The sequence below is a fragment of the Wenzhouxiangella sp. AB-CW3 genome, assembly GCF_014725735.1.
Taxonomy (GTDB): domain Bacteria; phylum Pseudomonadota; class Gammaproteobacteria; order Xanthomonadales; family Wenzhouxiangellaceae; genus Wenzhouxiangella.
This window is the reverse complement of the sequence record NZ_CP061368.1, coordinates 559521-574121: the sequence shown is the minus strand read 5'-3', so window position 1 is coordinate 574121 and position 14601 is coordinate 559521. Positions and strand designations below refer to the sequence as shown.

The 14601-nt window shown below is 62.7% G+C and carries 8 protein-coding genes; 7 read left to right on the top strand and 1 reads right to left on the bottom strand.

The genetic code is table 11. The features are described from left to right. Positions 1-106: 106 nt before the first annotated feature. On the top strand, positions 107-2881 hold the full coding sequence (locus tag IC757_RS02405; protein ID WP_190975810.1) for a valine--tRNA ligase: 2775 nt from the start codon (positions 107-109) through the stop codon (positions 2879-2881). Positions 2882-2894: 13 nt separating this feature from the next. Here IC757_RS02405 and IC757_RS02400 read toward each other — a convergent pair whose 3' ends face one another. Further along, the gene (locus IC757_RS02400) at positions 2895-7757 is read right to left on the bottom strand and encodes a diguanylate cyclase domain-containing protein (RefSeq protein ID WP_190975809.1); all 4863 of its coding nucleotides are present in this window, start codon (positions 7755-7757) and stop codon (positions 2895-2897) included. Between the two features lie 384 nt (positions 7758-8141). Here IC757_RS02400 and IC757_RS02395 point away from each other — a divergent pair, with 384 nt between their 5' ends. The 6 genes from IC757_RS02395 (at position 8142) to eda (ending at position 14592) form a co-directional block, all read left to right on the top strand. After that, positions 8142-8813, top strand: coding sequence for a hypothetical protein (locus tag IC757_RS02395; RefSeq protein ID WP_190975808.1), 672 nt, complete (start codon positions 8142-8144; stop codon positions 8811-8813). A gap of 144 nt (positions 8814-8957) precedes the next feature. After that, complete coding sequence (gene zwf, locus IC757_RS02390; protein ID WP_190975807.1) at positions 8958-10412, top strand: glucose-6-phosphate dehydrogenase; 1455 nt, start codon at positions 8958-8960, stop codon at positions 10410-10412. 2 nt (positions 10413-10414) lie between these two features. After that, complete coding sequence (gene pgl / locus IC757_RS02385) at positions 10415-11119, top strand: 6-phosphogluconolactonase (protein ID WP_190975806.1); 705 nt, start codon at positions 10415-10417, stop codon at positions 11117-11119. 1 nt (position 11120) lies between these two features. Then, positions 11121-12953, top strand: a complete 1833-nt coding sequence (gene edd, locus IC757_RS02380; RefSeq protein WP_190975805.1) for a phosphogluconate dehydratase — start codon at positions 11121-11123, stop codon at positions 12951-12953. Next, the gene (gene glk / locus IC757_RS02375; RefSeq protein ID WP_190975804.1) at positions 12953-13951 is read left to right on the top strand and encodes a glucokinase; all 999 of its coding nucleotides are present in this window, start codon (positions 12953-12955) and stop codon (positions 13949-13951) included. The genes edd and glk overlap by 1 nt, the downstream gene beginning before the upstream one ends. Beyond that, on the top strand, positions 13948-14592 hold the full coding sequence (eda, locus tag IC757_RS02370) for a bifunctional 4-hydroxy-2-oxoglutarate aldolase/2-dehydro-3-deoxy-phosphogluconate aldolase (RefSeq protein WP_190975803.1): 645 nt from the start codon (positions 13948-13950) through the stop codon (positions 14590-14592). Before glk ends, eda begins: the two co-directional genes overlap by 4 nt. Positions 14593-14601: the final 9 nt, after the last annotated feature.

Sequence of the window (14601 nt, the reverse complement as noted above, 5' to 3'; positions counted from 1 at the left end):
GTTCAGGAAAAACAAGAACGAAGGCGACCCTGAAACCTGAACGCTGAAACCTGAACCCTTCATTAGTTCGAGCCGCCGACCTACAAATAGCCAACCACATACGAACATGGACAAGACCTACAACCCCCACGACCTCGAACAACGCTGGTACGACTTCTGGGAAGAGAAGGACTGCTTCAAGCCTTCCGGCGAGGGCGAGCCGTTCTGCATTCTGTTGCCGCCACCGAATGTCACCGGCACGCTGCACATGGGGCATGCTTTTCAGCACACGCTGATGGATGCGCTGATCCGCTACCAGCGCATGAAAGGCCGTGACACCTTGTGGCAGGTCGGTGTTGATCACGCCGGCATTGCGACCGAGATGGTGGTCACCCGCCAGCTCGAGGCCGAGGGGAAGAAGCGCGATGACTTCACGCGCGAGGAGTTCGTGCAGCGGGTATGGCAGTGGAAGGAGGAGTCGGGTTCGACCATCACCTCGCAGATGCGCCGCCTGGGGGCATCGGCCGACTGGTCGCGCGAGCGCTTTACCATGAACCCGGACCTGTCCGAGGCGGTCATCGAAACCTTCGTGCGCCTGCACGAGGAAGGCAAAATCTATCGTGGACCGCGCCTGGTCAACTGGGACCCGGTGCTCAAGACCGCCATTTCCGACCTGGAAGTGGTCAACAGCGAAGAACAGGGCAAGATGTGGTCGATCCGCTATCCGCGCACGGATGGCGAAGGCGATGTGATTGTCGCGACGACCCGTCCTGAAACCCTGCTGGGGGATGTCTGCGTGGCCGTGCACCCGGACGACGAACGCTATCGCGACCTGGTCGGCAAGACCGTCGAGCTGCCGCTGACCGGGCGACAGATCCCGGTGGTGGCCGACGATTACGTCGACATGGAATTCGGCACCGGCTGCGTCAAGATCACCCCGGCACACGACTTCAATGACTGGGAAGTGGGCGCGCGTCACGACTTCGAGCCGATCAACATCTTCACGCCCACCGCCGAGCTCAACGACAACGCGCCCGAAGCTTACCGCGGCCTGGACCGCTTCGAGGCCCGAGCGCGCATCATCGAGGATCTGAAAGCACAGGATCTGCTGGTCGAGGAGAAACCGCATACCCTGATGGTTCCACGCGGCGACCGTTCCGGCCAGATCATCGAGCCTTACCTGACCGACCAGTGGTTCGTGAAGATGGACGAGCTCGGCCAGCTCGGGCTCGAAGCTTTTGAATCCGGCGATATCGAATTCGTGCCCGGCAACTGGATCAACACCTACCGCCACTGGATGGAAAACCTCGAGGACTGGTGCATTTCGCGCCAGCTGTGGTGGGGTCATCGCATCCCGGCCTGGTACGACGATAACGGCAACATCTACGTCGGCAGAAGTGAAGAAGAAGTGCGCGAGAAACACGCCTCGCGCCTCGCGCCGGACGCCTCGCTCATCCAGGACCCGGACGTCCTCGAAACCTGGTTCTCCTCGGCCCTGTGGGCCCACTCCACCCTGGGCTGGCCCGATGAACAACGGATGCAGTCCGAAGGGCTTGATCGCTACCTGCCCACCTCGGTGCTGATCACCGGCTTCGACATCATCTTCTTCTGGGTCGCGCGCATGGTGATGATGACCGGACACTTCACCGGCAAAGTGCCGTTCGAACAGGTCTACATCACCGGCCTGATCCGCGACCGCGAAGGTCAGAAGATGTCGAAGTCAAAGGGCAACATCCTCGATCCCATTGATCTGATCGACGGCATCGAGCTCGAAGCGCTGGTCGACAAGCGCACCAGCGCCATGATGCAGCCCAAACTGGCAAAGAAGATCGAGAAGGCCACGCGCGAGGAATTTCCTGACGGCATTCCTGCTTTCGGCGCCGACGCCCTGCGCTTCACCTTTACCGCCCTGGCCGGTCACGGTCGCGACATCAAGTTCGACCTGGGTCGTTGCGAAGGCTACCGTAACTTCATCAACAAGCTCTGGAACGCGGCGCGCTTCACCCTGATGAACACCGGCGAGGACAAGCTGCCCGCCCCGGCCGAGGACGAGCTCGATGTGCTGTCGCGCTGGATTCTTTCACGCCTGTCGCAGACAGTGACCGAAGTCGAGCAGGCACTGACCGACTACCGCTTTGACCTGGCCGCAAAAGCGCTTTACGAATTTGTCTGGCACGAATTCTGCGACTGGTATCTGGAGCTGTCCAAGCCCGCACTGGCCGACGATGCCGATGACAACACCGCCCGCGCCACCCGCCACACCCTGGCCACCGTGCTCGAACGTACACTGCGGCTGCTGCATCCCTTCGTGCCTTTCGTCACCGAGGAGATCTGGCAGCGGGTACGCGTGCCGGCCGGCATTGAGGCGGACAGCATCATGGCCACCGAATGGCCCGAGGCCGGCACCATCGACGAAGAGGCCGTGGCCGATGCCGAATGGCTCAAGGCCATCATCTCGGCCATTCGCTCGGCACGCACCGAGCTCAACCTGGCACCGGGAAAACCCATGCCACTGATGGTGCAACAGGGCGATGCTTCCGACCACAAGCGACTGGAGCGTTTTGCTCAATTGATCCGCCGTCTCGCGCGCATCGAGACCATCGACCGAGTCGATGACGACCGTGACAGCGGAGACTGTGCCGTAGCGCTCGCCGGCAACCTGCGCCTGCTCATTCCGCTGGCCGGACTGGTCGATATCGGCGAGGAACTGGCGCGCATCAACAAGCAACTCGAACGCGAGCGCAAGGGGCTGGAACAGGCCGAGAAGAAACTGGCCAACGAACGCTTCGTCGCCAACGCCCCGGCCGAGGTCGTCGACAAGGAACGCCAGCGTCTGGCCGAACACCAGACTACCGTGGCCGAGCTCGAGGCCCAGGTCCGGAAGCTGGAAAAGCTGGCGTGACGGGACGGCGCTGTCAACCGTCGCTGTCAGACTCCGTCTCCACGATAACCCGATTTCGTCCGGCCGACTTGGCCGCGTAAAGCGCATGATCGGCCCGGCCGATCAGGTCTTCAAGATGGTGACCGTTCAGGGCCACACCGACTGACACACTGACTCGACCGATGGCATGTCCGGCGGCATGCGGGAGATCGAGGTCAAGCACTCGATCGCGGCACTGTCTGGCGATTTCGACCACCCGATCGTCTTCCAGGCCATGCATCAGCACGGCAAACTCCTCGCCACCGTAGCGGGCGGCCAGCCCTTGTCCGCCCAGATCCAGGGCATCGAGCACTCGCGCAACCTCGCGCAAGACCTCGTCGCCTGCCATATGGCCGTAGTGATCGTTGTAGGCCTTGAAGTCATCCACATCGCAGAGCACAAGCGACAGACTGTGACCGGCCTGCAGCCACTGGGTCGCATGATCATCAAAAGCGCGACGATTGCTGATCTGGGTCAATCCATCCAGGTCGGCCAGGCGGGTCAGAACCGCATTGGCACGCTCCAGCTCAAGGGTGCGCTGGCGAACGCGAGCTTCCAGCTTTTCGGAATAGCGCCTCTGCTCCTTGTACAGTGCGGCATTTTCCAGGGCGATGGCAGCGGTGCCCAGAAGGTGCTGGATCATCTGCAAACGCTGATGATTGAAAGCGCCGGAAACCGCCCCGTTTTCCAGGTAGATGGCGCCCAGCACCTCACCCTTGCGCAGTATCGGAACGGCCATGATCGATAGCACATCGTTGCTCCGCAGATAAGGATCGTCACGGTAGATGCTGCGCCTTGAGCCCTCTTCCAGTATGACCGGCAAGCCGGTGCGCAACACGTAGCTGACCATCTGCACCGGACAACGTGCACTTTCATCCAGCGGTTCATCAAGCGTGCCATCCCGGCTGCAGGCAATCACCCGGGGCATCTCCGGGTCCATGATCAGGATTCCGATCTGGGCACCCGCGTTCTCGACGGTCACTTCCATCAACCGCAGCAACAGACGGTCGTAGTCAATTTCTGCGGAGATGGCCTCGTTGGCCTTGATGATGCTGGCCAGGTCGACCCCATCGAGCTCGGCACCCGCTTTCGACTGATTGGGACGCGTACTTTCAGCACCCGCCCCCGAATCGCCGTCACGACGAACCATGGCCAGGCACCCGGCCTGCCGGAAAAGCTGGTCGGCTTCACGCGCGATGGCCTGATCCATGCCAAGGCCAGCCTGTCGGAACAGGTAAACTAGCATGCGGGTTGACTGAGCCTGCAGCAGGGTCTGCTGGTGCTCTTGTGCATGACGTATGGCGCCCAGACAGCTGACCATGGCCTGCTCCAGTTCACCGCGCATGCAATGCAATTCGCCGGCGACCAGGTGGTGGTAGGCCTTGAAGTTGTCAGGTGCAAGATCCGTGACCCGAAGAACGCGCTCGGCAACCACCTCGGCACGATCGCGCAGTTCCTGAGCGTGCTCACCCGTTTGTTTCCGTGCAGCACGCGCAAGACTGATGCTGTAGATCACTGCGTGTCCGAAATTGAGGAGCAGACTGCCCGCCGCCCCGGCCAGGAATGCCGGTTCGGCTCGTTCGCAGAAAGCCAGGGCCTGACGAAAATCTTCCGTGATCCAGGCAGCGCGCGCCATCTCGACCAGCGATTCGCATACGTCGGTGTGGTTGCCCTTCGACTCGTATGCCTGGACAATGGCCTCACAATCCAGGCTTTCGACCTGCCGTCCCATCAGTCGACGAATGCAGTGGGCGCGTATACGTGCCTGTCCGTGCTCCAGGGGCACATGCTGTCTGCAATAGTCGCCCCAGCGCTCACAGCTCTTGAGCATTTCATCCAGGCTAGCGCCCTGAATGACCGTCGATATGTGCTGCACGATCAGGGCATAACTGGCAAACTGCAGATTGCCACTGTTGTGAAGCAGATCAGCAGCCTGTTCCTGCTCGGCAAAGATTTCTTCGTAGGGGCGGGTCCAGCTCAGGGCCATGGCCGCGGCCACCATCCGGCCGGCGCCGCCATAGTAGTCATCACCGAAACGGTCATGCATGAGCCGGGGCAGACGGGCATACGCTTCACCCTGGCGGTACTTTCCCTGCATGCAGAGCACCATCGACCACCAGGCAAATGTCAAACCAGCTTCGGGCGTCAGCCCCGATTCCAGCACATGCTCCACTGCCCGCGCCGTGACATAGCCAAGCAACGAGGGGTTGGAAAAATACACGGCAATAATGGTCTTGTCATACAACCGTGACATGCGTGCCGCCTCTTCGGTTGCTTCCGGTAGATCGTCAATGCGCGAAAGCATTTCCGGACGCACCAGTCGGTTGCTCAAGCGCTCCTGCACGGCAGCCACGCCATTCTCGTCGTCCAGATCCAGCTCGACACCGAGCAGGGCCAGCGCACGTTCGGCCTCTTCCAGCGCTTTTGCCGGGTTGCCCTGGGACTGCAGCGCATCGACCAGGCGTTCGATGACAGCAGCGCGGCTGACCGGGCTGTCGACCATTTTCAGAACCGACTCGTAGGTTTCGGTAGCGGCCTGAAGCTGCCCACGCCCGGCCTGACAGTCGGCCAGCAGCAACTCAAGCTGAATCGTGCCCTCCGAGTCGTGCTGGCGCGCTGAACCGGGCCACAGCGCCACGGCGCGTTCGGCAAACTCCAGGGCCGCGGCAAATGCCGCCTGCGTACGCGAAAGCCGGGCTGCCTCGGCATTGAGGCTGGCGACGGTGACACGGTCTTCGTCACTGTCAACGGCACTCAAAGACCGGTTGTAGTGAGCCACGATGGCAAACACGTTGTGCCGGTCGTCGGCCTGCAACTGTCGCGCAAGCGCCAGGTTCAGCCGACACAGCTCGTCTCTGTCCAGTTGCGCCAGTACGGCTTCACGCACGCGGTCGTGGACGAAAGCATATTCCGACTCCAATCCTCCCTCATGGGCCCTCAACAGCCCCTTGTCGACAAGTTGATGGAAAATATCGCCCAGCGCCTCATCACCCAGAACCTTCATCACGATGCGGGCACTGAATCTCGGCCCGGCACAGGCCGCGACAGCCAGTACGCGGCGCTCATCTTCCTGAAGAGTACGGATGCGGTCGACGATCAGGTCAAGAACGTTGTCGGCCACTTCAAGACGGTCGATACTGTCAAAGTCGGCGCGCCATTGTCCGTCGGCATCGACGCGCAGAAAGTCACCGTCGACCCACTGCGCCATCACCTGCCGAACAAAAAACGGGTTTCCCAGCGTCTTTTCCCTGAGCACCGATACCAGTCGATCACGTTCCACGGCTGGCAGACCCAGTGCATCATCAACCAGGTTCGACAAGTGCTGATCATCCAGACGTTCCAGCTCGATCCGCTGCGGCCGACACGACAACTCGTCCATTCGATCATGCCAGCGCTGCAGCAGCTCGGACCGCTGTTCTCTTTCGGTTGTGACCAGCAGGCAGGGACCATCGCCGCCGGCAATCAAGGACTCGAGCGCACTGAGGGTGGCAATATCAGCCCACTGCAGATCATCGATGACCAATACCAGAGGGGATTGCTCACGCATGGCAAACTGCAGGAAGCTGCGTGCGGCCGTTTCCAGCCGGTTCTGGATCCTCCGGGCGTTGGTTGTCGGAGGTTCGGGCAGGTGGCCAAGTAACTGACGCAACCCGGGCACCAGGGTGGCAACCACGGCTGCATTGTTGCCCAGTGTCCGTGCCAGTTTTTCACGCAGCTCCGACAAGCCGGCTTCCGACAAGGTCAGCCAGCGCTGAACCAGGTGATCGAGTGCTTCGATCAGCGGCGCATAAGGTTTGACAGTCCCTGGATTGCAGCGCCCACGGCAGACCACGGCGCTGCTGATGTCTTCGAGCTGGTCAACGACGCTGCTCTTGCCGATACCGGGAGCACCGCGCAACTGCTGCCAGACCAGGGCCGAATGCTCCTGCGCCATGAACCACCCCGCACGCAGCGTTTCGATGGCATCCTGACGCCCGTACAGACGACTGGACAGCTTCAGCGCGGCGGCAAAGTCGCGTTGCCCGGGTATCAAGTCCAGGGGTTCACCAGCCTGCAATTGCTGTTGCAACGTGACCAGATCGGTGCGCAGCCCGGTCGCGGTCTGGTAGCGGTCCGGTGGTGACTTGGCCATCAGGCGTTGGATCACGGCCTCGACAATCGGTGGAAAATCAGGTCGCAGGGCCGTCAGCGCAGGCGGTACACGAGCCAGGTGAGCATGTATCAGCGCCGCATCATCCTGCTCGGGGAACGGAGGCTTCCCGGTAGCCAGTTCAAACAGCGTTGCACCGAGTGCATACAGATCGCTGCGATGATCCGGGCTGGCCTTGACGCGCCCGGTCTGTTCCGGCGCGATATAGGCCAGCGTGCCAAATAGCATGCTGGCCTCGGGATCATTGACGCGGTGCACCAACTCGAAATCGGTGAGCCTGATCTCGCCGGATTCGGGATGCATGAGAATATTGCCGGGATTGATATCACCATGGACCAGACCAGTGGACTGGAGCTCGGCCAACGCGCCAGCTATGCGCACGGCCACATCCAGCCACTGGTCCAGCGGCAGTGATCGATCACCATTCAGCCGTTTCAGACTGAAACAACCGTCATCCTCGTAGATCAGCGCCCGACGATGGCCCACGCGAACCAGATCGATCAACCGCACCCCACAGTGCAAGCGCAGCTGACTCGCCACCCTGTACTCGTCCTCGAAACGGGCAATCTCCGATGCCGTCGGAAACTCGTTCCGGTGAACCTTCATGACCACCGGCAAGCCGTCACGCTTGCGCACTGCACGGCAGACCAGAGAGGTATTCCCTTGATGCAGCTCGGCCTGCAGCTCAAAGCCTGGAAGGAACTGCATCTTCTCCCCTTGCATTCTGAATTCGCACACGATTCTACTTCAAACGGATCGAAATTCCCTCCACGCCGCAAGATACGGGCCCGAGCACAATGCATTGACATGTACCCAGGCACTATAGGGGCTTTCAACCGCCATGCCACCTAAAGGAATATTTGCCAATGTTGACTTCTTACCGGGCCCGACCCGGGCTGCGTGCCGCCGTACTCGGCTACCTACTGCTTGCCTCGATAGCTGGTTCCGGAATGGCGTGAAGAGCGCTCGCATGAGCTGGAGAACAGTCCGGCACAGTCATCGCAGACCGGCGCCGAACGTGACACCAATGGCAACGAAGAGTACGAAAAGAAGCGACTGCATCGCACCATCAACCTGGCCAGCCGCCAGCAGATGATGGGGCAGCGAAAGCTGGCCGGATACTGCCTGGGCGGCCAGGAAGACCGGACTGTCTCATCTCGAATGCTCGAGCAATCCTCAAGAGTCTTCTCCAGCCAGGCTGACCGACTGGCCGGCAAGCCCGCTGCCGGCGCACCCGATGTAGGTGAAAAGCTCGTCGCGATCAAGACCATCTGGGAAGCCATTCTCAATGCAACGCAATCCGATCTGGATGCACCGACAGCCACCACGCTGGTTGAGCTCAGCGACCAGTTGGTCACAGACACCGACCAACTGCTCTCAATGCTGGTCGGCCAACTTGATGATGCCGACCCCTTCGGTCGCCTGGTCGCCGAAAGTGGACGACAACGCATGCTGGGCCAGCGAACCGCCGCACTGGCATTGTGCAAGCGAAAGGGCGTAACCGCCTCGTTGGTTGAAGGCAAGATCGGAACCATCATGGCCGACCTGGAACAGAGCAACCGGAACCTGCACGCCGAAGTCGCTGTAGGCAAGCGCGTGCAGCGTGAACTGGATGCCGCCCATACCAAGCTGAGGCACATGAAGGACCTGATCGCCAGCGATCAATGGACCACGCACGAAATGCTGGAAACCAGCGATCTGTTCATCGACAGCATGAACCGGGCCACGAGCAAGCTCGCCGAGGCTGGCCTGAGGTCAATCTGATGCTGGATCACTACTGACGTTGCTCGGCCAGACAAGCTGGTTGCATCACGATCCGCGCCATACTGAAAACGTATTCACGAGCAGAGGTGATGACGTAGTCCACACATCGGACTAACCTTGGGCCATCTCCAAGGATCAACCCCGATGACGACACAACCCGCCAACCTGCTGGTCATTTTCGGCGCCACCGGCGATCTCGCCCAGCGCATGCTGCTGCCCTCGCTGCTCGGGCTGGAAGTTGACGAGTTGCTGCCCGAGAAGCTGCATATCGTCTGTTGCGCGCGCAGCGACCTGGACACTAGCGCGTTTCGCAACATGGCCGCGAAACAGCTCCAACGCGTCGAGCATGCCGACGATGTGCCGGTCCGGCGACTGCTGGACCGCATCGAGTACCTGTCGATCGATCTTTCCGACGCGGCCTCGTTCGCCAAGCTGACCAAGGTGGTCGGCCGGCACAAGAACGGCAATGTGCTCTACCACCTTTCCACCGCACCGAGCTGGTATGCCTCGATCTGTGACCGGCTGGCCGAATCCGGGCTGATCGACCCTGACTGCCGGATCATGCTGGAAAAGCCCATCGGGCATGATCTGACGAGCTCGCGCGAGATCAACGACGGTACCGGTCGCGCCTTCAGCGAGAGCCAGATCTACCGGGTAGACCACTATCTCGGCAAGGAAGGCGTGCAGAACCTGCTGGCCCTGCGCTTCGGCAACTCGCTGTTCGAGCCGTTGTGGAGCGCACAGCATGTCGAACAGGTGCAGATCACCGTGGCCGAAACCGTGGGCGTGGAAGGCCGCGCCGGCTACTATGATGAATATGGCGCCATGCGCGACATGGTGCAGAACCATCTGCTCCAGCTTTTGTGCCTGACAGCCATGGAACCACCTTCGCATTTCGAGCCGGCGGCGGTGCGCAACGAGAAGATCAAGGTGCTGCGATCGCTAAGACCCATTGGCGGACCCGACCTGGCCGGACACAGTGTCGCCGGTCAGTACACCGCCGGCGCCATCGACGGCAAAGCCGTACCCGGCTATGTGGAGGAAGTCGGCGAAAAGACGCGCACCGAAACCTTTGTCGGACTGCGCGCCCATATCGACAACTGGCGCTGGTCGGGGGTGCCGTTCTATCTCAGAACCGGCAAGCGCATGCCCCGCCGGATGACCGAGATCTACTTCCAGTTCAGGAGCGTGCCACATTCGATCTTCCCCGCCGCCGAGGCGCAGATGCAGCCCAATGCGCTGATCATCCGGCTGCAACCCGAGGAAAGCATCTCGCTGAGCCTGATGAACAAGACGCCGGGGCTGGATCGCGACGGGGTCAAACTCAGCCAGGTGGCGCTGGACCTGAACCTGCACGACGCCTTTGAGGACAAGCGCCGGCGCAGCGCCTACGAGCGGCTCTACCTGGATGCGCTCGAAGGCAACAGCACGCTGTTCGTGCGTCGCGACGAGGTCGAAACGGCATGGGAATGGGTCGACGGTATCATCGACGGCTGGCACAAGGCGGGCATCGAGCCCAAGGGCTATCCTGCCGGCACCTGGGGACCCAGCTCGGCGGTCGCGCTTACCGAGCGCCATGGCCATAGCTGGCGGGAATGACCATGGAATATACCCTTCATGCATACAACAACCGCGAATCGCTGATCGAGGGGCTTGCCCGCCATATTCAGGCCAGCCTGACCAGCGGTCTGGGCCAGCGAGAACAGGCAAGCATGGTGCTTGCCGGCGGGAGTACGCCCATGCCTCTATATGCTGCACTCGCGCGCGCTGACCTGCCCTGGGAGAACGTCACCGCACTGCCCAGCGACGAACGCTGGGTGCCGGCAACCGATCCAGCCAGCAATCACCTGCAAATCTCCCGGCAGTTCGGCAAACAGCCGCTCCAACTTGGACGCCTTGTTCCGGAAGCCCCCGGTACCAACCCGGATACCGGAACCGCACGCCAGGTTGTGGCCACTCTGCCCGAACCCTTTGATGCGGTGGTTTTGGGCATGGGCGGTGATGGCCATTTCGCCTCGCTGTTTCCGCATTCACCCGCCCTGGCCGAGGGGCTTGATCCCGACAGCCGGGAGACGGCTCTGGTCGTCACCCCCGACCCGCTACCCCCCGACGCCCCGTTTGCCCGCATCAGCCTGACCCTGGCCCGCCTGCTTCATGCCCGCGAGCTGATCCTGCTGATCACCGGCGAGGACAAGCGCCTGGTGCTGGAAGAAGCCGCCCGCGCCGATGCCGACCCCGAAACGCTGCCGATCGCGGCCCTGATCCGCGCCGCCGGCAAGCGCCTGAATGTCTTCTGGAGTCCCTGACATGGCACTCAATCCCGTCATCGAGAAAGTCACCGAACGCATCGCCCGGCGCAGCGAGCGCCTGCGCTCGGACTACCTGGAACGCATCGACCGGGCCCGCGATGCCGGCCCCGCCAGGAGCCACATCAGTTGCGGCAATCTGGCCCATGCCTTTGCCGCGGCCGGCGATGACAAGCCGGTGCTCAAGGCCATGCAGCGGCCCAACATCGGCATCGTCTCGGCCTACAACGACATGCTCTCGGCTCACCAGCCTTTCGACAAGTTCCCGGGCCTGATCAAGCTGGCCGCCCAATCGAAAGGCTGCACCGCCCAGTTCGCCGGCGGCGTGCCGGCCATGTGCGACGGCGTCACCCAGGGCCAGCCCGGCATGGAGCTCTCGCTGTTCTCGCGCGATGTCATCGCCCAGGCCACGGCCGTGGCCCTGTCGCACAACACCTTCGATGCCGCCGTGATGTTCGGGGTGTGCGACAAGATCGTGCCGGGGCTGATCATCGGCGCGCTGGCCTTCGGTCATCTGCCGGTGATCATGGTGCCGGCAGGCCCGATGCCGTCCGGCCTGCCCAACAGCGAGAAGGCGCGCATTCGCAAGCTGCATGCCGAGGGCAAGGCCAGCCGCGAGGACCTGCTCGAGGCCGAGTCGCAGTCCTACCACGCACCGGGCACCTGCACCTTCTACGGTACGGCCAACTCCAATCAGATGCTGATGGAGGTCATGGGCCTGCATCTGCCGGGGGCTGCGTTCATCAACCCCAACACCCCGTTGCGCGATGCGCTGACCCTGGCGGCCGGTGAACGTGCCTGCGAGATCACAGCCGAGGGCGAGCACTACACGCCGATCGGTCACACCGTTGACGAGAAAGCCTTGGTCAATGCCATGGTCGGCCTGGCCGCCACCGGGGGGTCGACCAACCATGCCATTCACCTGGTGGCCATGGCACGCGCGGCCGGACTGATCGTCGACTGGGACGATCTCGACGAGCTCTCCCGCGCCACGCCCCTGCTCGCGCGCCTCTATCCCAACGGCCAGGCCGACGTCAATCATTTCCACGCCGCCGGCGGGCTGGCCCTGGTGATTCGGGAACTGCTGAGCGCGGGCCTGCTGCATCCCGATATCCGCTGCGTGCATGGCGGCGATCTCAATGCGCAGGCGCAAGAGCCGGGCCTGGATGGCGATCAACTGACCTGGCGAGACGGAGCACGGGAATCACTGGACACCCAGATCGTGCGCCCGGTGGCCGAGCCGTTCTCGAAAGAAGGCGGCATTCGCCTGCTGAAGGGCAATCTCGGCCGCGCCATCGTCAAGATCTCGGCGGTGGCCCCGGAACATCGCCGCATCGAAGCGCCAGCAAAAGTGTTCGACTCGCAAGACGACCTGCTCGAAGCCTTTGCCAACGATGATCTGAGTGGCGACTTCGTGGCCGTTATCCGCGGCCAGGGCCCGGGCGCCAACGGCATGCCCGAGCTGCACAAGCTCACTCCCACCCTGCAGGTATTGCAGGATCGTGGCCAGCGCGTGGCGCTGCTGACCGACGGACGCATGTCGGGAGCCTCGGGATCGGTGCTGGCGGCCATTCATGTGGTTCCCGAAGCGGTGGCCGGCGGGGCCATCGGCAAGATCGCCGATGGCGAGCCCATCACGATCGATGCCGATCGCGGACTGATCTCGACCGCGCTGGATGACGACACGCTGGCCGGGCGGGCCGCATTTGTCGTCGATACCGAGCGCTTTCACTTCGGCACCGGACGCGAACTGTTTGGCCACGCCCGCGCCGCTGCCGGCCAGGCCGAACAGGGTGGCTCCATCCTGTTCGACACCCCCGGAGAGCGTCGGTAATGCTCGAGCCGGTCCTGGTTGGCGATATCGGCGGCACTAATGCCCGCTTCGCCCTGGCCGAACCGAACGAGCAGCGACCGATTCTGCGCGACATCGCGCGCTTGCCAACGGCCGATTTCGCCAGCCTGCAACAGGCCGCCAGCCATTACCTGTCCGGCGTAGGGGTGCGCCCCGAACAAGCGGCTCTTGCCGTGGCCAGCCCGGTACGCGGCGATGACATCCGCCTGACCAACCGGGCCTGGTCGTTCAACCGGCTTGAACTAGCCAGAACATTGGATTTTTCGGACTTGCAGGTGCTCAATGACTTCGGGGCCACTGCCCGCGCCACGCCCGCCCTGGAGCCCGGCGAGTTCGAGTGGCTCAACGGACCTGATCGGCAGCGGCTGCAGACTCCGATCAGCGTTATCGGTCCCGGTACGGGGCTGGGCATGGCATTGCTGGTCGACTGCCCGGCACATCAATGGCGGGTGATCGAGACCGAAGGCGGACATGTCAGTTATGCACCGCTGGGTAGCGAGGAGGAGCAGATCCATCAATGGCTGGCCGCCCGCCATGGTCGGGTATCGGTCGAGCGCGCGCTGTCGGGTTCGGGGCTTTCAAAAATCCACGCCGCCCTGGCCGGAGTCCCGCCTGCCAAGACCGAATTGTCGGATCAGCAACTGCGTGATCCGGCCGACGTGGTGCAAGCCGCCCTGGACGGAGAAGAGCGCACGGCGCGCGCGGCCCTGGCCCGCTTTTGCGCCATCCTGGGCAGCGTGGCCGGTGATGCGGCATTGATTCATGGCGCGGCCACGCTGGCGATTGCCGGCGGCATCGTGCCGCGCTTCATCCCGTTTCTGAAATCCAGCGCCTTTCGCGAACGCTTTCTCGATAAGGGCCGCTTTGCCGCCCATCTCGAGCAGGTGCAGATCATCGTCGTCACCCACCCCGAACCCGGCCTGCTCGGCGCCGCGCTGAGCATGCTTTCACCCGAACACAGCGAGCATTCCGAGACATGAATTCCAAAGCCCATCATTCTGCTGGCGCCCTGTTTGCCGATTGCACCGTCATTCCCGTCATCCGTATCGAATCGGCTGAGCGCGCACCCGAACTGGCCCGAACACTGGTCGATGCCGGGCTGGAGTTGCTGGAAGTGACGCTCAGAACGCCGCAAGCCTTCGATGCCATCGAGCGCATTGCCAGAGAGGTACCGGATGCCGTGGTCGGCGCCGGTACCGTGTTGTCCGGTCGCGACCTGGATCGCGCCGCCGCCGTGGGCGCACGCTTTGCCATCGCCCCGGGATGCACCGACAGGCTCTATCGCGCCAGCGCCGACGCCCCGCTGCCGCTGATACCCGGCGTGGCCAGCGCCTCGGAAATCATGCTCGGGCTGGAACACGGCCACAGCCATTTCAAATTCTTCCCCGCCCAGGCCGCCGGCGGCCCGGCCATGCTCAGGGCCTGGAACGGCCCCCTGCCGCAGGTCAGCTTCGTGCCCACCGGTGGCGTGACCATGGAGAACGCCGCCGAGTACCTGGCCCTGCCCAATGTGATTGCCGTGGGCGGCTCATGGATGGTCCCCGAAGGCGCGATTGCCGCCGGGGACTGGGATCGCATCGGGCGCCTGGCCCGGGCCTGCTCGGGGCTTCAGGAAATGTAAATGCCGCGG